This window comes from Streptococcus sp. Marseille-Q0941, assembly GCF_943736975.1.
GTDB lineage: Bacteria > Bacillota > Bacilli > Lactobacillales > Streptococcaceae > Streptococcus.
The window spans coordinates 193774-214996 of sequence record NZ_CALSFO010000003.1 but is presented as its reverse complement, the minus strand read 5'-3'; the positions used below and the strand labels follow the sequence as shown (position 1 = coordinate 214996).

At 40.7% G+C, this 21223-nt stretch carries 17 protein-coding genes, 2 tRNA genes and 2 pseudogenes; 1 reads left to right on the top strand and 20 read right to left on the bottom strand.

Annotated features, from left to right (window positions below):
• Positions 1-75 precede the first annotated feature (75 nt).
• Positions 76-1317, top strand: a complete 1242-nt coding sequence (gene pbp3 / locus NGI26_RS02905) for a D-alanyl-D-alanine carboxypeptidase PBP3 (RefSeq protein ID WP_251935692.1) — start codon at positions 76-78, stop codon at positions 1315-1317.
• Between the two features lie 40 nt (positions 1318-1357).
• Here the strand turns inward: pbp3 and NGI26_RS02900 are convergent.
• The 20 genes and pseudogenes from NGI26_RS02900 to parE all read right to left on the bottom strand — a co-directional run bounded on the left by NGI26_RS02900 (position 1358) and on the right by parE (position 21169).
• A pseudogene (locus tag NGI26_RS02900) lies at positions 1358-1926 on the bottom strand (hypothetical protein).
• An 18-nt stretch (positions 1927-1944) separates the two neighbouring features.
• A complete protein-coding gene (sufB, locus tag NGI26_RS02895; protein ID WP_000797046.1) occupies positions 1945-3357 on the bottom strand; it encodes a Fe-S cluster assembly protein SufB in 1413 nt (470 codons plus the stop codon).
• Between the two features lie 53 nt (positions 3358-3410).
• Positions 3411-3851, bottom strand: coding sequence for a Fe-S cluster assembly sulfur transfer protein SufU (sufU, locus tag NGI26_RS02890; protein WP_251935690.1), 441 nt, complete (start codon positions 3849-3851; stop codon positions 3411-3413).
• Positions 3838-5064: a cysteine desulfurase gene (locus NGI26_RS02885; protein WP_251935688.1), complete on the bottom strand. Its 1227-nt coding sequence runs from the start codon at positions 5062-5064 to the stop codon at positions 3838-3840. Before NGI26_RS02885 ends, sufU begins: the two co-directional genes overlap by 14 nt.
• Before the next feature lie 10 nt (positions 5065-5074).
• Positions 5075-6337: a Fe-S cluster assembly protein SufD gene (sufD, locus tag NGI26_RS02880; RefSeq protein ID WP_251935686.1), complete on the bottom strand. Its 1263-nt coding sequence runs from the start codon at positions 6335-6337 to the stop codon at positions 5075-5077.
• A 27-nt stretch (positions 6338-6364) separates the two neighbouring features.
• Positions 6365-7135, bottom strand: coding sequence for a Fe-S cluster assembly ATPase SufC (sufC, locus tag NGI26_RS02875; RefSeq protein ID WP_000114489.1), 771 nt, complete (start codon positions 7133-7135; stop codon positions 6365-6367).
• Positions 7136-7288: 153 nt separating this feature from the next.
• Positions 7289-7483, bottom strand: coding sequence for a DUF3272 family protein (locus NGI26_RS02870; protein WP_251935684.1), 195 nt, complete (start codon positions 7481-7483; stop codon positions 7289-7291).
• A 22-nt stretch (positions 7484-7505) separates the two neighbouring features.
• Positions 7506-9170, bottom strand: coding sequence for a DNA polymerase III subunit gamma/tau (gene dnaX / locus NGI26_RS02865; RefSeq protein WP_251935682.1), 1665 nt, complete (start codon positions 9168-9170; stop codon positions 7506-7508).
• Positions 9170-9667: a free L-methionine (R)-S-oxide reductase MsrC gene (msrC, locus tag NGI26_RS02860; protein WP_251935680.1), complete on the bottom strand. Its 498-nt coding sequence runs from the start codon at positions 9665-9667 to the stop codon at positions 9170-9172. The genes dnaX and msrC overlap by 1 nt, the downstream gene beginning before the upstream one ends.
• Before the next feature lie 85 nt (positions 9668-9752).
• Positions 9753-10955 (bottom strand): 30S ribosomal protein S1, encoded by a 1203-nt coding sequence (gene rpsA, locus NGI26_RS02855; protein ID WP_006145742.1) that lies wholly within the window; start codon positions 10953-10955, stop codon positions 9753-9755.
• A gap of 158 nt (positions 10956-11113) precedes the next feature.
• A tRNA-Gln gene (locus NGI26_RS02850) sits at positions 11114-11185 on the bottom strand.
• A 9-nt stretch (positions 11186-11194) separates the two neighbouring features.
• Positions 11195-11275 (bottom strand) — tRNA-Tyr (locus NGI26_RS02845).
• 49 nt (positions 11276-11324) lie between these two features.
• Entirely contained in the window at positions 11325-11555 is a 231-nt protein-coding gene (locus tag NGI26_RS02840) for a DUF2969 domain-containing protein (protein ID WP_251935678.1), read from the bottom strand.
• Between the two features lie 103 nt (positions 11556-11658).
• Positions 11659-12681 carry a branched-chain amino acid aminotransferase gene (locus NGI26_RS02835; RefSeq protein ID WP_251935676.1) on the bottom strand — a complete coding sequence of 341 codons (1023 nt, stop codon included), beginning with the start codon at positions 12679-12681 and terminating at the stop codon, positions 11659-11661.
• A gap of 130 nt (positions 12682-12811) precedes the next feature.
• Positions 12812-15289 (bottom strand): DNA topoisomerase IV subunit A, encoded by a 2478-nt coding sequence (gene parC / locus NGI26_RS02830; protein ID WP_251935673.1) that lies wholly within the window; start codon positions 15287-15289, stop codon positions 12812-12814.
• Positions 15290-15591: 302 nt separating this feature from the next.
• The gene (locus NGI26_RS02825) at positions 15592-16212 is read right to left on the bottom strand and encodes a GNAT family N-acetyltransferase (protein ID WP_251935671.1); all 621 of its coding nucleotides are present in this window, start codon (positions 16210-16212) and stop codon (positions 15592-15594) included.
• On the bottom strand, positions 16187-17002 hold the full coding sequence (locus NGI26_RS02820; RefSeq protein ID WP_251935669.1) for an aminoglycoside 6-adenylyltransferase: 816 nt from the start codon (positions 17000-17002) through the stop codon (positions 16187-16189). The genes NGI26_RS02825 and NGI26_RS02820 overlap by 26 nt, the downstream gene beginning before the upstream one ends.
• Positions 17003-17029: 27 nt before the next feature.
• Positions 17030-17768: pseudogene (locus tag NGI26_RS02815) on the bottom strand (DUF6261 family protein).
• Positions 17769-18046: 278 nt separating this feature from the next.
• Positions 18047-19207, bottom strand: a complete 1161-nt coding sequence (locus NGI26_RS02810; protein WP_251935667.1) for an AbiH family protein — start codon at positions 19205-19207, stop codon at positions 18047-18049.
• Between the two features lie 18 nt (positions 19208-19225).
• Entirely contained in the window at positions 19226-21169 is a 1944-nt protein-coding gene (parE, locus tag NGI26_RS02805) for a DNA topoisomerase IV subunit B (RefSeq protein WP_251935665.1), read from the bottom strand.
• Between the last annotated feature and the right edge of the window lie 54 nt (positions 21170-21223).

Genomic DNA, 21223 nt, shown 5'->3' with positions numbered 1-21223 from the left:
TATTTCGATAAAGATTGATAACCTACATTATAAAAACAAGAATATTTTTTATCTTTATGATAGAATACAATTACTATGAAGAAATTATTTTTAACATTAATCACGCTTATTTCATTTGGTTCTGCTACTACTGCATATGCTCAAGATTTTGATGTCGCAGCAAAACACGCCATCGCTGTCGAGGCAACTAGCGGTAAGATTTTATACGAGAAAGATGCAACTCAACCTGTTGAGATTGCTTCTATTAGTAAGTTACTGACTGTTTACCTAGTCTATGAGGCCCTCGAACAAGGAAAAATCACTCTTTCCACTCCAGTAGAAATATCTGATTATCCTTACCAGCTCACGACCAACTCCGAAGCAAGTAACGTTCCTATGGAAGCTCGTAACTACACTGTTGAAGAATTGCTTGAAGCAACATTGGTGTCTAGTGCCAATAGTGCAGCTATCGCTTTAGCAGAAAAGGTTGCTGGATCTGAAAAAGACTTTGTCGACATGATGAAGGCTAAACTGCTTGAATGGGGAATCCAAGATGCGACCCTAGTCAATACTACTGGTCTAAATAATGAAACTCTTGGGAATAATATCTATCCTGGTTCTAAGAAAGATGACGAAAACAAGATGAGTGCCTATGATGTGGCTGTCATTGCACGTAATCTTATCCTCAAGTATCCTCAGGTTTTAGAAATCACTAAGAAACCTTCTTCTACTTTCGCAGGGATCACCATTCATGCTACAAACTATATGTTAGATGGAATGCCTGCCTATCGTGGTGGGATTGATGGTCTTAAGACTGGAACAACTGATAAAGCAGGAGCTTCTTTTGTCGGTACGACTGTAGAAAAAGGAATGCGTATCATTACAGTTGTTTTGAATGCTGACAACCAAGATAGCAATCCTTATGCTCGTTTCACTGCAACTTCAGCTCTTCTAGATTATATCTCATCAAACTTTGCTCTCCAAACAATTGTTAAGCAAGGAGAAAGCTACCAAGATAGCAAATCTCCAGTTTATGATGGAAAGCAAGATACTGTTACCGCAGTCGCTAAAGAGGATATAAAAATTGTTCAACGTCTTGGTAGTCGAGCACAATCAGAAGTTACATATACACCTGATACTACTGAGCACACTGCACCACTTGAAGCAGGTACAGTCGTTGGACACCTAACTTACGAAGACAAAGACTTAGTTGGTCAAGGTTATATTACCGCTGATAAACCCAGCTTTGAAATGGTCGCTGAAAAAAATGTTGAAAAAGCCTTCTTCTTAAAAGTTTGGTGGAATCGTTTCATTCGATTCGTCAATGAAAAATTATAAAAAAATCGCGATGACTCGCGATTTTTTATTTTTTTATTTTTTAAACTTCATAATACGGAAACGGACGGTCACTATCTAAAGGACGATTTGGGATTTCTTGTTCCAAAATAGCACGCCAACCAGATACCAATTCTTCAAAAGTCAGTTGTGCTTCTGTAGAAGCTGTTGTGAGCTTCCGACCAAACCAAGCCATGGTTGCAGTTTCAAACTGAAGCATTGCGTATTCAATAACTGGCACCTTAGCTTCTTCGTAGTTCTCATTTACTGCTCGAGCTACCTCTGGTGCTTGAGGCAAGAGTTGATTACTAATCTTAGCGACAATACTTTCATCCATCTCTTTACAGGAAAGAAGCTGACCATTTACCTGATAAAAAAGCTCAAAAGTTTCTTGATTTTCTTTGAAATTAGCAAGAACAAAGGCACGTTCTACTGCCTCAGGACCACCAACAGCTTTTACAGCGTTTATCAAGAGAAGCTCTTCCGTTTGTCTCCAATAATCATTTGCTTCTGCTTCAAGATCAAAAACAAATGCCTGATCCAACTCTTCAATCGGTGCTCCTCCCTTATTCACTTTTCAATCGTTCCAAACAATCGCTTTAAGAATCCCATTTGATTCTCCTTTTTCTGTTATCCGACAGATCCTTCCATTTCATAGCTAATCAAGCGGTTGAGCTCAACTGCGTATTCCATTGGAAGTTCTTTTGTGAAGGGTTCTACAAATCCCATGACAATCATCTCAGTTGCCTCAGATTCTGACAATCCACGGCTCATGAGGTAATAGAGTTGTTCTTCTGAAATCTTAGATACTTTGGCTTCGTGTTCCAAAGCTACTTGCGAGTTGTGAATTTCATTGAAAGGAATGGTATCTGATGCTGACAAGTCATCCATGATAATGGTATCACACTCGATGTGAGAGACAGATTTCTTAGAGTTTTTGTTAAAAGTTACTTGTCCACGGTAGTCCACCTTTCCTCCGCCTTTAGCGATGGATTTAGACACGATAGACGAGCTGGTATGTGGAGCGTTGTGGATCATCTTGGCACCCGTATCTTGGTGTTGCCCAGCATTGGCAAAGGCGATAGAAAGCATGGTACCACGCGCACCTTCTCCATCAAGGTAAACAGATGGGTATTTCATGGTTGTTTTGGCACCCAAGTTTCCATCAATCCACTCAACAGTCGCATCTTTCAATGCTTTGGCACGTTTGGTTACCAAGTTATAGACATTATCAGACCAGTTTTGGATGGTCGTATAACGCATATAAGCTCCGTCTAAGGCAAAGATTTCTACAATGGCTGCATGCAAGCTGTTGCTTGAGTAAGTCGGTGCTGTACAGCCTTCTACGTAGTGGACACTTGCTCCTTCATCAACGATAATCAAGGTACGTTCAAACTGACCAGTATTTTCATTGTTGATACGGAAGTAGGTTTGAAGCGGAATATCAACTTTGACACCTTTTGGTACGTAGATAAAGGTTCCACCAGACCATACTGCTGAGTTGAGGGCAGCCAACTTGTTATCTGTCGGCGGTACCAACTTAGCGAAGTATTGTTTAAACAAATCTGGGTATTCCTTAAGGGCAGAATCTGTATCTGTAAAGATAATGCCTAACTTCTCAAACTCTTCCTTCATGTTGTGGTAAACCACTTCTGACTCATACTGGGCTGAAGCTCCAGCTAGATAGGCACGCTCAGCTTCTGGAATCCCGATACGTTCAAAGGTCTCTTTAATCTTTTCAGGTACATCATCCCAGGAACGAGCTGGTTTGTCAGATGGTTTTTGGTAGTAGATCAAATCATCAAAGTCAATCTCTGACAAGTCTGCTCCCCAGGTTTGCATAGGCATTTTCTTAAAGGTTTCATAAGACTTCAAACGGAATTCTAGCATCCACTCAGGTTCCCCCTTGGCAGCTGATAGTTCACGAATGACATCTTCATTCAATCCTTTTCCTGTCGATAGGACAGGCTCTACATCGTCATGGAAACCAAATTTATATTCACCAAGATCAATTGGTTTTGGTTCTACTCTTTCTTCAGCCATAATATCCTTTCTTTCTTCATTTCTAATGATTTATAAGACAAATGTAACTTGTCTTACTGTTTTTCTTGATCTTCAATTGTCTTCTTAAGGGCATTCCAAGCTAGGGTTGCACACTTGATTCGTTGAGGGAATTTGGCAACACCCGATAAGAAGGCTGCATCGCCAAGTTGGTCTTGACGCTCATCTTTTTGCCCTTGAACCATTTCAGAAAAAATAGTCACAAGTTCTAAAATTTCTTGTTTGGTTTTTCCTAAAACAGCATCTGTCATCATGCTTGCAGAAGCAGTTGAGATGGTGCAACCCGAGTTTAGAAAAGCAATATCTTCCAATCGATCCTCTGCATCAAACTTGACAGAGAGATTGATGACATCACCACAGGTAGGATTGTTGAGACTGATTTGCTCAGCGTCTTCTAACTTCCCTTGGTGATGTGGATTTTTCGAATGGTCTGCTACCACTGCCATATAAAGGCTATCTAGTTTAGAAAGTGCCATTGAAAAACTCCTTTGTCTTTTGTAAAGCATCGACTAACTTGTCGCAATCTGCCTTTGTATTGTAGATATAAAAACTTGCACGAGCTGTTGCAGGAACATCCAAATACTGAAGCAGAGGTTGGGCACAGTGATGGCCCGCACGAACGGCTACTCCTTCATAATCCAAAGCTGTCGCAAGGTCGTGAGGATGGAGAGCGCCAAGGTTAAAGGCAATCACTCCCGAACGTTGAGCCAAGTCCTGAGAACCATAAATGGTCAGTCCTTCAATTGCCTGAAGTTTTGGATAGACGTAGGCAATCAATTCTTGTTCATAGGCTTCAATAGCATCCATGCCAATCTTTTCTAGATAATCTACTGCAGCAGCTAGTCCAATAGCACCTGCCATGTTAGGAGTTCCAGCCTCGAATTTCCAAGGCAATTCCTTCCAACTAGCAGATTGCTCATAGACAAAATCAATCATCTCACCGCCAAATTCTACTGGTGACATTTGTTCCAGATACTTTTCTTTACCATAAAGAACACCAATACCAGTTGGACCAGCCATCTTGTGACCTGAAAAGGCAAAGAAGTCCACATCCAAGTGCTGCACATCAATATTCATATGAGGCGTAGATTGAGCACCATCAACTACCATGATGGCTCCAACCTTGTGGGCCATTTGAGTGATTTTCTTGATAGGATTGACCACACCAAGGACATTAGAGGCATGAGCTAGCGAAACAAATTTAACCTTGTCCGTCAATTTAGCCTGCAAATCCTCCATATCCAGAGCTCCGTCCTTGAGATAGACATAGACAAGCTCTGCTCCAGTCTTTCGACAAGCTTCCTGCCAAGGAATGATATTGGAATGGTGTTCCATGACAGAAATCAAGACCTGGTCTCCCTCAGTCAAAATCTCCTCAGCAAAGCGTGCCACCCAGTTAAGACTGGTTGTCGTTCCTCTGGTAAAGAGAACTTCCTTTGTAGAGCTTGCATTGATAAACTTACGAATGGTCTCACGAGCGGCTTCATAAGAAGCTGTTGCTCGCTCAGCCAAGGTATGAACACCACGGTGAACATTGGCATTGTCCTGCTCATAGTAGCGTTTAATGGCTTCCAGAACTGCTAGTGGTTTTTGTGTCGTCGCAGCATTGTCCAGATAGACCAGAGGTTCATCGTTGACAATCTGGTCTAAAATTGGAAAATCCTTGCGAATCGTTTCTACATCTAACATAGGCTTCCCCTTAGCGTTTTGACAATTTTTCTTCGATAGTTGCAATCATTTCGTCTCGAACTTCTTTTACTGGAATCTCAACAATAACGGAACCAAGGAAACCACGAACAACCAAGCGTTCTGCTGTTGCCTTATCCAAGCCACGACTCATGAGGTAGTACATATCTTCTGGATCTACTTGTCCGATAGAAGCCGCGTGACCAGCAGTTACGTCATTTTCATCAATCAAAAGAATTGGGTTGGCATCTGAACGTGCTTGGTCTGAAAGCATGAGAACACGACTCTCTTGTTGCGCATCTGCTCCCTTAGCGCCTTTGATGATGTGACCGATACCGTTGAAGGTCAAAGTTGCTTTTTCAAGGATAACCCCATGTTGGAGGATATTTCCGATTGAGTTGCAACCGTAGTTGGTTACACGCGTATCAATCCCTTGCACCTGACGACCACTTGAAAGAGCTACGACTTTAAGGTCAGCATGGCTACCATTTCCAATCAAGTCGCTATCGAAGTCCGCAACGACATTCCCTTCGTTCATGACACCAATCGCCCAGTCAATGCTTGCATTGTTGCCAAGTTTACCACGACGGCTAATGTAGGCAGTGACATTTTCACCTAGACGGTCAATAGCCGCAAATTTTACTTGCGCACCTGAACGAGCAATCACTTCCACTGTGATATTGGCAGTTGCTTTTGCACTACCTTCACCTCGTGACTCTAGACGTTCAAGATAGCTTATCTTAGAGTTTTTACCAGCAATGATAAGGATATGCTTGTTAAATGGCACATCGCTATCGCTGTCTTGGTAGAAAATTCCTTCGATTGGTTCAGCAATCTCAACATTATCAGGAATGTAGAGAACAGCACCACTGTTAAAGTAAGCTGTATGGTAAGCTGCCAACTTGTCATCGTCAAATTTTACAGATGACATGAAGAATTCCTCAATAAGCTCTGGAATTTCTTCTAAAGCTGAGTGGAAGTCTGTAAAAACAACACCCTGTTCAGCTAACTCAACTGGGATTTGTTCAAAAACTGTTTGAGTTCCTACTTGAACCAACTTCAAATGATTGTCTAGAGCTGTGAAGTCAGGAACATTTGCTGACGGCTCACTTTCTGTAATGGTTCCATCTCCCAGATTCCAACGGTGAAATTTCACGCGCTCGATAACTGGTAATTCCAAACTCTCAATCTTATCAAAAGATTTTTGACGGAGGTCAGACAACCAGCTTGGTTCAGAGTGCATTTCTGAAAAAAGTTTAATAGTTTCTTTAGTCATTTACTTCTCCTAAAAGATACGAGGGAATTACAATTCTTCCTTGTAGTCATAGCCAAGTTCTTCAGCTAATTTTGCGTATCCTTCACGTTCCAAACGTGCAGCCAATTCTGGACCACCAGAAAGAACAACACGACCTTCCATCATCACGTGTACCACGTCTGGTGTGATATAGTTCAAGAGACGTTGGTAGTGAGTGATAATCATAGCACCGAAGCCTTCACCACGCATGGCATTAACACCCTTAGAAACAACTTTAAGAGCGTCAATATCAAGACCAGAGTCAATTTCATCCAGAAGGGCGAAAGTTGGTTCCAACATCAAAAGCTGAAGAATTTCATTGCGTTTTTTCTCACCACCAGAGAAACCTTCGTTAAGGTAACGCTCTGCCATTTCTTCTTTCATGTTGAGCAATTCCATCTTCTCGTCTAATTTAGTGATAAACTCACGAACTGAAATCTTCTCATCATCTTCTTTACCAGCATTCATGGCTGCACGAAGAAATTCAGCATTGGTAATCCCTGGAATTTCTGATGGGTATTGCATGGCAAGGAAAAGTCCCATACGAGCACGCTCATCAACTTCCAATTCAAGGATATTTACACCGTCAAACAAGACTTCACCTTTAGTGACTTCATAGTTAGGGTTCCCCATAATAGCTGCTGAAAGAGTAGACTTTCCGGTACCATTTGGTCCCATGATAGCTGCGATTTCTCCTGTTTTCAGAGTCAGATTGACTCCTTTTAAAATTTCTTTTCCTTCAATCTCAACGTGAAGATCTTTGATCTCTAATACTGACATGATAGTTCCTTTCTTTTCGTTTCTTCTTACCGTATTCACTTAAAATTAACTTTTTAAAGCCTTTGAAAAATACGGTAAAATGTCAATAAATATACTTTAATAGTATAACAAAAAAAAGCCTAAAAGGCTTTGATTTTGTCTAGAAGCTGAGGGTTACTTCTTTCCTCGAAAATGATCATCTATAGCGCTCACAATTTTACCCATGATATAGCTTACTCGAAAATTTCTCAGGATCAAAATAGCCCAAAGAAAGGCCACGATATACCGTTGCTCCATGATAGATTCATTAAAGAAATAAGTCTCAGCAGCAGTAAATAAGGCCATGATAATAAATTGTTGTCTGTTCATAGTCTACTACCACAAATTCCCTTTAATCTTCAGCTATAGTCACTTTATCTGCTAAAAACTCAAAGCCTTGTGGAAGAATTGACTCCTCAGCCTCTTCCTTAACGACTTGTTCTTGAGACCCTTTCGTTCTGCTTGAAAATGCAGCTCGAACTTCTTTCCACTCTTCCATAGAAATGGCAAGAATCTCTGGAGAAAATCCAGCAACTCGGCTAAGAATATTCCCAAACATAGTATTGAGATTGTCCCGTTTCATGGTTTGACCAGCATTAAAGTTAGATTCAAAAGCTAAAATGGCATGATGCTCATTCGCCGCAACAGGTTGAGAACCAGCCAAGAGTGCCTTATCTGGCCCTGATAAACTTTCGATGACTTCTACCCAAGAATTCTGAAGACGAATTAAGTTTTGTCGGGCCAAGTCTGGATTTTCTACTGCTTCTTGAAGAATAGACTGCACCTTATTTCGGTCCACACGATAGATTGACTTAGAGTTGGTCGGACGGCTTGATGTAGAAACAGTTTGCTTAGGGTTAGAACCAACATTGGCAAGAGCTTGTTTCAATCGTGCAACTTCTTCTCGAAGAGAGGACAACTCTTCAGCGACCTGACCTGAAAGTTCTGGTTGAGAATCAATTTCTGCTAAACGGATGGTCATCATTTCAGCATAAATTTTAGGTTGTAGGCTAGCCTTAATATCAGCTAAGCTTTTTGTCGCAAGGCTAATCATCTCAAACAAGACATCCTGCGGAAGGTCTAAGTTTCTCTTAAAAGCATCACTGTAATGTGTATTTTCTCCACCTGCTTGAACAATTAAGATATCACGCAGGTATTGCAACAAATCCGTTACAAATCGTGTCATGCTCTTTCCATTCTCAAAAATCAGATCAAGATTTTCCAAGGCGCCCGGTACATCCTTTTGAGCTAAAGCAGCTACGTAATTATCTAAGGCACTTAAACTAATGGTCCCTGTAATTTCTTCTGAGACTGCAGTTGTCAAGGTAGCTTCCTGGGTTAAACTCAATGCCTGGTCAAGAATTGACAGGGCATCTCGCATTCCACCTTCAGCCCGTCGAGCAATAATTTCAACAGCCTCTGTTTCGTAATCAATCCCTTCTTTTTCCAAAATCTGGAAGATATGATCTCGAATTTCCTGAGTCTTAATAGACTTAAACTCAAATCGTTGAACGCGAGACAAGATCGTTGCAGGAATTTTATGAAGCTCAGTCGTTGCCAAAATAAAAACAACATTTGGAGTTGGTTCTTCCAAGGTTTTCAATAGGGCATTGAAAGCACCTGTCGAGAGCATGTGAACCTCATCAATAATATAAACCTTATACTGAGCAACACTCGGCGCATAGGTTGACTTATCACGTATGTCACGAATTTCGTCGACTCCATTGTTAGAGGCAGCATCCATTTCGATAACATCTTCCAAACTACCATCTGTGACAGCCTGGCAAATGTAACAGTTATTACAAGGTTCCCCCTCCACTTGATTAGGACAGTTCATAGCCTTAGCAAAAATCTTAGCCACACTAGTCTTACCAGTTCCACGAGGACCTGAAAATAGATAGGCGTGACTTATTTTTTCCTGTTCGACAGCTTGTTTAAGAGTTTTTGCAACAACCTCTTGACCTACTAGCTGTGAAAAGGTTTGGCTTCTATATTTACGATAAAGGGCCTGATACATTACGCTTTCTCCTCAAACATTGAAAAGTTCCATTCAGTTTTATCTAACAAAATAGCTACAAACTCTTCTAGATACTTCTGATCCAGTTCATCATAATCATCGACAAGAGATGAATCCAAGTCTAGTACACCCAGTAGTTGTCCATCCTTGACCATTGGCACAACAATTTCACTGAGTGCTTTACTATCACAAGAGATATAATTTGGATAGGTCTTTACATCACCAACAATAACTGTTTGACGACTAGCTGCCGATTCACCACACACACCTCTACCAATAGGGATTCTGACACAAGAAATCCCTCCTTGAAAAGGACCCAAGATGAGTTCTTTCCCATCGAATAGATAGAAACCTGCAAAAACAGTATTGGGAAAGTTTATTTTTAGTAGGGCACTGGCATTTGATAAATTGGCCAAAACATTGGGCTCTCCTTCTAATAAAAAAGAGAGCTGTTCATTGACAGTTTGATAAAGTGATTCTTTTTCTGAATATAACATAGAACCATTATATCAAAAAATACTAGTAGAAAAAAGAAAAATCCCTTGTTTTAAAAACAAAGGATTTATTGGTTCTTTAATCAGATTAAAGTTCGATGTCTCCGAACAAGTCAGCCATTGAGAATCCAGTTTGTGTTTCTGGAAGTTCAAAGTCGCGTTTTTCTTGACGTTTTGGACGACGTGGACGTGGAGCACGTTTTTCTTCGTTTTGTCCTTCTTCTTGAGCTGGACGTTCTTCAAGAGCTTTGATAGAAAGTGAAACGCGTTCTGCATCAGCGTTAACATCAAGAACTTTAACAGTAACTTCTTGACCAACCGTAAGAGCTTCTTTTGGATTTTCAATACGTTTGTGTGAAATTTGTGATACGTGAACAAGTCCATCGATACCTGGCAATACTTCAACAAATGCACCGAAGTCAGTCAAACGTTTAACTGTACCTTCTACAACGTCACCTTTAGCCAATTTTTGCTCAACGCCATCCCATGGTCCAGGTGTTGTTGCTTTAAGTGAAAGTGATACGCGTCCTTCTTCTTCGTTAAGATCAAGGATTTTCACTTCAACTTCTTCACCAACAGTTACAACTGATTTTGGTGAAACGTTACGTTCGTGTGACAATTCAGTCAAGTGAACCAATCCATCAACACCACCAAGGTCGATGAAAGCACCGAAGCTTGTGATACGAGCAACTTTACCAGTTACTACATCACCAACAGCCAATTTACCGAAAACTTCTGCACGAGCTGCTGCTGTAGCTGCTTCAACAACTTCACGACGTGAAAGGATGAAGCGGTTTTCTTTAGGGTCAACTTCTTTGATCTTAGCTTCAAATTCTTGACCTACGAAACGCTCAGTGTTACGTACGAAACGAGTATCCAACATTGAAGCTGGGATAAATCCACGCAAACCTTCAAATTCTACTGAAAGTCCACCTTTGACAGCGCGAGTTCCTTTAACTGTAACAACTTCTTCTTCGCGTCCTACAAGTTTGTCCCATGCTTTGCGAGCTTCAAGGCGTTTTTTAGATACAAGGTATGTTACTGTATCAGTATCTTTACCAACTACTTGACGAAGTACAAGAACATCAAATACTTCACCTACTTTTACAAAGTCATTGATATCAGCATCGCGATCGTTTGTCAATTCGCGAAGAGTCAAGACACCTTCAACACCAGTTCCTGAGATTGCAACGTTAGCTTGATTAGCATCAACTGTCAATACTTCAGCACTAACAACATCACCAGGTTCAACTTGGCTAACGCTATTTAGCAAATCTTCAAATTCATTCATCTAAAAAATCCTCCAACAATCAAGTTTTTCCAACTTGACATACTTATAATTTTTTTCCTAAGCACCCGCAACGACATGAACATCTCGAACGTCTTCAATTATAAAAATAAAATACCCTAAGATATTTTTCTTTTTATCTTGAATTTATTACCTAAGAACTGGGGTAGCTGGATTCGAACCAACGCATGAGGGAGTCAAAGTCCCTTGCCTTACCGCTTGGCTATACCCCAATGGTGATATGGAGAGAGAGGGATTCGAACCCCCGAACCCGAAGGAGCGGATTTACAGTCCGCCGCGTTTAGCCTCTTCGCTATCTCTCCGACAATCAACGAAAACTATTATATCATGAAAATTTGCAAAAAACAAGCATTATTTTGCTAAATTATAGTTCTCAATCAATATTTTCACAGCTTTTTCAAGATTCTTGTAAAAACTATCGACATTTCCATTCTTTACGATAGCAAATTGGTCATCTAGTTCGGCAATTTCACCGATTATTTTTTTTCCGATTGTTAATGTGTAACCAGAGTAATTATCTTTTCCAATCACTACTTTAGCATCAGCTAATTGAATCTCAATTTTTTTATCTTTTTTACTCATACGATACCTCTTTTCATTTTTTCTATTTTACAAGAAATTTCTCAATCTAGCAAGAAAAAACTCTATATCAGACCTTACAACTGCTATAGAGTTTCTTATATTTTTAATCTACTTTTACAATCCATCCTTCTGGTGCTTCAATGTCACCAAATTGGATACCTGTCAATTCGTCGTACAATTTACGAGTCACTGGACCAACCTCTGTTTCACTGTAGAAAACATGGAAGTCGTCACCGTGTTGGATTCCCCCAATTGGTGAGATTACTGCTGCTGTTCCACAAGCACCTGCTTCTACAAATCGATCCAGACTATCAATTGGCACATCCCCCTCAACAGGTTTCAATCCCAAACGATGCTCTGCCAAATAAAGCAATGAATACTTGGTAATCGATGGCAAGATGGATGGACTCAGTGGCGTTACAAACTCATTATCAGCTGTAATCCCAAAGAAGTTTGCAGAACCGACTTCTTCAATCTTAGTGTGAGTTGATGGGTCTAGATAAATAACATCTGAGAAATGACGTGATTTTGCCATTTTACCTGGTAGAAGACTGGCAGCATAGTTCCCACCAACCTTAGCCGCACCTGTACCATTTGGCGCTGCACGGTCGTATTCATCCTGAATCAAGAAATTAGTTGGAACCAAGCCACCTTTGAAGTAGTTGCCAACTGGCATGGCAAAGATGGTGAAAATATACTCCTCTGCAGGTTTTACCCCGATGATGTCTCCGACACCAATCAGAAGCGGACGGAGATAGAGGGTTCCACCTGTTCCGTATGGTGGTACATAATCTTCATTGGCACGAACAACCGCTTTACAAGCTTCTACAAACATTTCTGTTGGCACTCGGGGCATCAAGAGACGGTCGCAAGTTCGTTGGAGTCGTTTAGCATTTTCATCTGGACGGAAGAGTTGAATACTGCCATCTTTTGTACGATAGGCTTTCAATCCTTCAAATGCTTGCTGTCCATAGTGAAGGCTTGGAGATGATTCTGAAATATGCAAGGTTGCATCTTCTGTTAATTCTCCCTGATTCCATTGTCCATTTTTAAAATAAGCGATATAACGATAAGGTAGTTTCATATAGGAAAAACCGAGATTTTCCCAATCAATCGTAACAGTCATGACAATCTCCTTTATTCTAATCAAAACTATGTGTTCTATTCTACACTATTCTCCTAAAAATTCAAGTATTATTTGTAATTTTCTGAAAATTTTACTTATAAAAAATCAGTCACTTGGACTGATTTTCTTATTAATTATCTTTTTCTTCTTTAAAGACTTCTTTGAGGTAGGCATCGAAAACTTCCTCGTCTGAAATAGTATCTGAGATAAAGCTTCCATTACTTGTGCGCTCTGATAGATTCAAATCTTGCAGTATTGCTTCGTAAATCGTTCCATTATTTGATTGGATAACAAGAGTTTGTTCTCCATCTTCTACTTCTGTACTGAAGAGATCTCCGATGAAGCCTTGTTCTGCAACTGCTCCTGCTAAGAAGACTCGGTGCGGTTTATTTTTTAGCTCACGCAAGACTTGTAGACCTCGTTTGGCACGGCTGGTTGCTGGAATTTCGTCAATAGAAACACGTTTCAAACTTCCACGTTGGGTCAAAAGGTAGAAGGATGAGGTGTTACAGATAAAGGCAGCTTGAAGCGCATCATCTGCTTTCAAGTTCATAGCCTTGACACCCGCGGCCTTGGCACCGACAACAGGAACCTCTTCGATATTGAAACGAAGGGAATATCCATTTCGGCTAATTAAAAGAACATCATCAAGCTTGATTGGTGCAACAGCTACAACCTTGTCAGTCTCATCTTTCAACTTGGCATATTTGACCGATTTAGAACGATAGGTTCTCCATGGAGAGAATTCTTTGCGTTCGACACGCTTGATTTGTCCAAGGCGAGTCGCTGCAAAGTAAGTTGTCGCATCATCAAACTGATCCACAACTTCTACGTATAGCACTTCTTCATTGGTTTCAAAGTTTGTAATGGTCTGGCTCAGATGCTCTCCGATATCCTTCCAGCGAATATCTGCTAACTCATGGATTGGTCGATAAATGACATTTCCAAGAGTTGTGAACATCAAGAGATGTTGCGTTGTCTTAGCAGATTGTACAAAGATCAGACGATCATCATCCCGTTTGCCAATTTCTTCCAGAGTGGAAGCCGCAAAGGAACGTGGGCTTGTACGTTTGATGTAACCGGCCTTGGTCACGCTGACATAGGTGTCTTCCTCAGCGATCAGACTAGCTGTATCAATCTCGATTGCTTTCGCAATATCTTCTAAGCTACTCAAACGAGGTGTCGCAAACTGTTTCTTGACCTCACGAAGTTCTTTTTTCATGAGATTATACATAGTACGCTCATCACCGATGATGGCCGCAAGCATGGCAATCTTTTCACGAAGTTCTGCTTCTTCTTCCTGCAAGACAACCACGTCTGTATTAGTTAAACGGTAGAGTTGCAAGGTAACGATAGCCTCAGCCTGCTCCTCTGTGAATTCATAGCTGACCTTGAGATTTTCCTTGGCGTCAGCCTTATTCTCAGAAGCACGGATAAGGGCAATGACTTCGTCCAAAATCGAAATCACGCGAATCAAACCTTCGACGATATGGAGACGTTTCTCAGCCTTTTCCTTGTCAAAGCGAGAACGTGCCAAGATGACTTCACGTCGGTGGGCAATATAGCTCGATAAGATAGGCACAATTCCAACCTGACGAGGGGTGAAATTGTCAATCGCAACCATGTTGAAGTTGTAGTTGATTTGTAAGTCAGTATACTTGAAAAGGTAGTTGAGAACAAGTTCTGTATTCGCATCTTTCTTAAGTTCGATAGCAATCCGAAGGCCATCACGGTCAGACTCGTCACGAACTTCAGCGATACCTGCCACCTTGTTATTGACACGAACTTCATCGATTTTCTTGACTAGATTGGCCTTATTAATCTCATAAGGAATCTCAGTGACAACGATTTGTTCCTTGCCACCTTTTAGCTTTTCAATCTCCGTCTTAGAACGAACAACCACGCGCCCTTTCCCAGTTTCATAAGCCTTTTTGATCTCATCACGACCTTGGATGATGGCTCCTGTAGGGAAATCTGGTCCAGGCAGGAATTCCATGAGCTTCTCAACCTTGGCAGTTGGATGATCAATCATGTAGACTGTCGCATCGATAACCTCTGCCAAATTATGCGGTGGAATATCCGTAGCATACCCAGCCGAGATACCAGTCGAACCATTGACCAAAAGGTTTGGAAAGGCTGCTGGTAAGACAGTTGGCTCTTTCTCGGTATCGTCAAAGTTCCAAGCAAAAGGAACTGTCTTTTTATCGATATCTTGAAGAAGGTAACCGGCAATCTCAGACAAACGCGCCTCAGTATAACGCATTGCGGCAGGTGGATCCCCGTCCATAGAACCGTTATTCCCGTGCATTTCAACTAAAATCTCACGGTTTTTCCAGTCCTGAGACATACGGACCATGGCATCATAGATAGAAGAATCCCCGTGTGGGTGGAAATTCCCCATGATGTTCCCGACAGACTTAGCCGACTTACGGTAGCTTTTGTCAAAGGTATTGCCATCCTTATTCATAGAATAAAGAATACGGCGCTGAACCGGCTTCAAGCCATCACGAATATCTGGCAAAGCCCGGTCTTGAATAATGTATTTGGAGTAGCGACCAAAGCGCTCTCCCATGATGTCCTCCAAGGACATATTTTGGATATTACTCATATAAGATACAAAGGGACGTTTCGGCTAGCCGAAAATTTTTGTAGAAAAATAGGAAATCGACGCAGGGTTCCATGAACCCAAAGCGATTTATCTTTTTTCCTAAGAAATTAGTCCCGTGTTCAGTTACTATAAATAACCAAACGACCCTTTCTGTAGTTTAAAATACGATTTAAAAGATGCGTCAGGAGTTTTCACACAGCATTTAGGGCGTGTTCAACTCCTTTCAAAGAATGTAGAGTAGATTTTAAATAGAGAAAAGATGAAAGATCTAGGGATTTTAGTTTCTCATAACTAACTGTTATCTATTCTTCTAGCCATTTTTCATAGGAAATAGCGTAGGCTTTAAATCCCTTGCGCTCATAAATGCACTTTGCACTATCATTCCACGAGTAAGCATGAAGTTTAACACGCTGGATATTAGTTCTCTTCAGCCACTCCATACAGTCGTCCAACAACATATGCCCAATTCCTTTCCCTCTAACAGAGGCGCTGACAAACAGTTCATCAATCAGTCCTATTTGACCTGTTCCATTATCCGCAGTTGCGTCTTCATCATATACCCTTGCCAAGCCATAACCTACAATATCTTGATGATATTCAGCTAAAATAATGTGTGTTCGTCCATCATATCTATTTTCAAATGTTTTTAGTGCCTGGCTTTTAATAGCTTCAAGAACCTGCGAATAATCATCGTATGTTGATTCTTCATCATGGTGTTGCCTGTTGAATCGGCTTAGAGCAGATGTCAGTTCGACAAAAATTTCTTTATCATTTTCGAGTGCTTCACGAAGTGTAATGGACTGTTTGTTATGCTTCATGACTGATTGCCTTTCTCTTTTGTAATGGCTAGCTGAAATAGTGTATGAGACCAGCGAACCTAAAGTTGCATAGCGAAATTTAGAGTCTAAGTCTCTCCTTAGCATACTGAATCATCTTCTCACCCACTTCCTTATCATAATCAAATCCCATCTTTTGGGCAAGGATTTGAGCCTCTTGATGGAAAAGTTCCATGGTAGCAAACAAAGACTGAGTGATTTTATCTAAACTTGATAAATCAAGCATATTTGAGAATTCCTTCTCCTTCTCTGCAGGTAAATACTGAAAAAGATACTTGTAGTTCTTGCCAATATCAATCGTCCCCTTATCAGCTGCAACCTGCCAAGCCAAGACCTTCAAGAGTTCTTGTTGACAAATTCCGTAGAGATGGTCCGTGGCATAAATGACTTGCTTGCGACAGATACCCTTGACCACGTAGGCTGACACCCACCAAAATTCATTGCAGGCTTCTTCAAAATCTATCTGACTAGCTGGATTCGTCCAGTAACGCTCTGGACTTGTAGTATAGGACTCAAACAAACCTTTCTCATCTTTCAATACTGTGTAATCAGCTTCACTATCCACCCACTCTTGGATATGGTCTTTGGAGCAGAGGGTCAAATCAATCCGATTGCCATCCTCAAAGAGCATGAGATAGAGGCGACGGTTGCCTAGGACATTATGCTGCTCAATGATACGAGTGCCGAACTGGTCTAACCAAGAAAGGTCACTCGTCAGATTATCTAAATCGTCCACGACATAAATAACATCATAGTCTTGAAACTCATCTTTCGGCGCTTTTGTATCAGTTCGTGAACCAGACATGGCAACAGCCTCGACTTGTAAAGTTTCGGCAGTCTGTGAAATCACATCGAGCATTTCTGTTTCTGTTCTCATATCAATACCTTCTCGTTTTATCGGATATTAGTTATCTGCTTCTTGCTTGCTTTTCTTTGGTGTTAATTTTTTATAGCGACTACGGATAGCGTTGAGGTGGTCACGAAGATCGGCATACTGCTTTTTATCTGGATAAGCATAGGCGTTGATTGCAGTGAAATCCACAAGGAAGTCGTAGATTTCTTGTAGTTTCGCACGGACTTCCTTGTTTTGACTAGGTGCCTTGCCTTTTTGCTCAGCCAAGCGCTCCTTATAGGCTTTTTTCAAACTGAGCCTGTGCCTTTGTCAAAATTTCTACATGAGTTGTCAAATGCAGAGTTGCAAGAGCAGTTTGGTAGTCAGTATCTTTTAACTCCTTAAGCAAATGGTTAATAGCTTCTGTCTCTTTTTCGTAGCTCATATTCGTTAGCCCAGCATAATTTTTGAAAAGTTTGCTGAGTTTATCGTAAGCTTCCTTGCTACTTGCCTCTTTCACACGAGAGAAGGCCTTGACTAAACTAGTCAAGGTGGAAAGCGCATCATCACGCTCACGGTCAGACGCTTCCAGACTAGCCACCGCTTGACTAGATTTGGAACGGTGCAAACCAGCTTGCAAGGTCTCAAGAAGTTTCTCCATATCCTCAAGCTTCGTTGCATAAACCTGCTCAGACTTATTGGCTTTTGTAAAAGCCCCCAACTCATCCTTACTCTCAGATAGAAGTTGGAAAAATTCGTTGTTTTCTAAAGCTTTTGTATCTAAACTGTTAATTCCATAAATTTTTTTCATCTGGATAATCTTCTAATTTTTTTATTTTAATGTACTTTTTACTTCGTCTGATTTTCGGAAAAAGTTTTTTACTCCTGCAAGAGCTCGTCCGAAAAACAAAAGTTCGTCTTTTACTCAAAATACACTCGTCCGATTTTCGGACAAACAGAATTCGTCATGAAAGGCTTCATCTGAAAATCAAACGGACTTATTCACGCTCTGGAGAGCTTGTCCGAAAATCTGGTGAGAGATTCTTGTTTTAGAGGTGGGGAAGATGATTTCTGGTGAGGGGAATTCAATCACAAGTTATCTAATTTAAACGCATTAAGCTTTGTTTCAGAATTATACTGAACTATAGCAATTTTCTTATGAAGCTTATCTAGTTTACCATTATCCAGTTTCTCGTTGGTTGCCACATTAATAAATCTATTAATTGTGTCACTATCAGATTCATTATTGCTATTGTAATTATAAATAATCAATTCAGCATCTGTTTTCAAAAGTGAGTTAAGAATATTATTCCACCACCAAAAGTCACTATCACCGAGTGATAAACCGTATAGTATAAACAAATCAGTATTATTGAAATATGATTTATATTTTTTATCATTCTGAGCCCAATAAGGTTTTAGAAAATTTTTAGCCAAAAACCTTTTCTTTTCATCTTTTATTTGTTCTTCATTATCAAACCCGAATAACATTGATTTTGGAACATTTTGATAACCGTGAGGATGAGTGATGTTGGTCATCAAATAACTGGAAAAATAAGTGGAACTATCCCAAAAACAATAATCGTTAGTAAAATTATTAGGATTTGCCGCAAAAGAAATTTGTCTATCAGCATGTGGCCACGGGTGTGGATCATATTGTTCTTTATCCAATACCAAAATATTATCTAACATAGAAGTATAGTTGAAATTTAAAATTTCCCAATTAAATAATTTATAATGGTATAGCTTTGATGGAAAACTCAATTTTCGGAAATTGCTTTCATCTAAATCTGCCAAAAATTTTTGAAACGATGAAATTGCTAGCTCGCTTTTACTGCTATCATTTCCTATTTGAGCTAACATATTTGGACCTATTATATCATTTAGAAAATTAGAAAATTCAACCTGAAAGTGATTAAAATCATCAGTCAATCTCGCTTCATTGATATAATTATTCTCGTTGAAAATCTCAATTAAACTATTCTCGAAATCACTCCAGTTTTGCTTGATAGTACGATCTTTTTCATTTTCTTTCTTATCCTCAGTCATTTTTTGGAAGATTATATTATCTTTATCAAAATTTTTATAACAAAGATAATTATAGAAATTCTGATAAGAAGTTCGGTGCGGAGATTTAAGGTATTCCATTAACTGAATATCTACACCATTTCCAAAGAGAGCCATAATATTAATTTGATCGCCATCAGCCAGTTTCTCAAATTCTTGATTTGTATATTTGGTATAACTCATATCCTCTTTTTCATCCTTTCAAAACGCCGTCGTTTCTTCCAAAGTAAACTTGACATTATCTTCAATCCACTTACGGCGTGGTTCGACCTTATCACCCATGAGGACATTTACGCGGCGTTCAGCGCGAGCCAGGTCTTCGATCGTGACACGGATGAGAGTTCGAGTTTCTGGGTTCATGGTTGTTTCCCAGAGTTGGTCGGCATTCATCTCACCAAGCCCCTTGTAGCGTTGGAGGGTAGCGCCTTTGCCAAACTGCTTGCGGAGTTCTTCTAGCTCTCCGTCCGTCCAAGCGTAGGCTACTTCTTCTTTCTTGCCTTTTCCTTTGGACATCTTATAAAGAGGCGGAAGGGCGATATAGACATGTCCTGCTTCGACTAGCGGACGCATATAGCGATAAAAGAAGGTTAAGAGAAGGGTTTGAATGTGGGCACCATCGGTGTCCGCATCGGTCATGATAATGATCTTGTCATAGTTGGCATCTTCAAGAGAGAAATCTGCCCCAACACCAGCACCGATGGTATAAATCATGGTGTTGATTTCTTCGTTTTTGAGGATATCTGCCATCTTGGCCTTGGCTGTATTGATGACCTTACCACGAAGAGGCAAAATAGCCTGAAACTTGCGGTCACGACCTTGTTTGGCAGATCCACCGGCAGAGTCCCCCTCGACCAGATAGAGTTCGTTCTTAGCTGGATTTTTAGACTGGGCTGGAGTTAATTTACCAGAAAGTAAGCCCTTGTCTTTTTTATTTTTCTTACCATTTCGGCTCTCATCACGCGCTTTACGTGCTGCTTCACGGGCATCACGCGCCTTAATGGCTTTACGAATCAGATTAGAAGCCAACTCCCCATTTTCCATAAGGAAGAAAGTCAGTTTTTCAGCGACAATACTATCAACGATTGGACGAGCGAGTGGGCTCCCAAGTTTATCCTTGGTCTGTCCCTCAAACTGCAAGTGTTCTTCAGGAACTAGGATAGAAAGAACAGCTGATAACCCTTCGCGGTAATCAGACCCTTCAAGATTTTTATCTTTTTCCTTGAGAAGCCCCGTCTTACGTGCATAGTCATTCATAACCTTGGTAATGGCAGACTTGAGTCCTGTCTCATGAGTCCCACCGTCTTTGGTACGGACGTTATTGACAAATGACAAGATGTTATCAGAAAATCCATCATTGTACTGGAGGGCTACTTCCACTTGAAAACCATTATCTTCGCCTTCAAAGTAAAGAACTGGCGTCAAGGTTTCTTTGTCTTCGTTGAGATAAGAAACAAAGTCCTGCACCCCGTTTTCATAATGAAATTCGATTGCTTCATCTGTTCGCTTGTCCGTTAATGACAAGGTTACATTCTTCAAGAGAAAAGCTGATTCATTAAGGCGTTCTGAAATGGTATTGTACTTGAAGTCAGTCGTAGAAAAGATACTAGCATCCGGCATGAAGGTAACTTTGGTACCTGTCTTAGACTTAGGTGCTGTACCAACTTTTTTCAAGGTTGTGACAGGTTTCCCGCCATTTTCAAAACGTTGTTTGTAGACTGTACCGTCACGGGTGATTTCAACTTCCAGCCAACTAGAAAGAGCATTAACGACCGAAGAACCCACCCCGTGGAGACCTCCAGATGTCTTATAACCCCCTTGACCGAATTTCCCTCCTGCGTGGAGAATGGTAAAGATAACTTCAACAGTTGGAATTCCCATGGCGTGCATCCCAGTCGGCATCCCTCGACCATGGTCTTGAACGGTTAGACTGCCGTCTTTATTGATGGTCACATCAATGCGATCACCAAATCCAGACAAGGCTTCATCGACTGCATTGTCCACGATTTCCCAGACCAGATGATGGAGACCAGCACCGTCGGTTGATCCGATATACATCCCTGGACGTTTACGGACCGCATCCAACCCTTCTAGCACCTGAATGGCATCATCATTGTAGTTATTAATATTGATTTCCTTTTTTGACACAAGGAACCTCCTATTTGTTCATCTTTTCTATTTTACAGGTTTTCCAGCGATTTT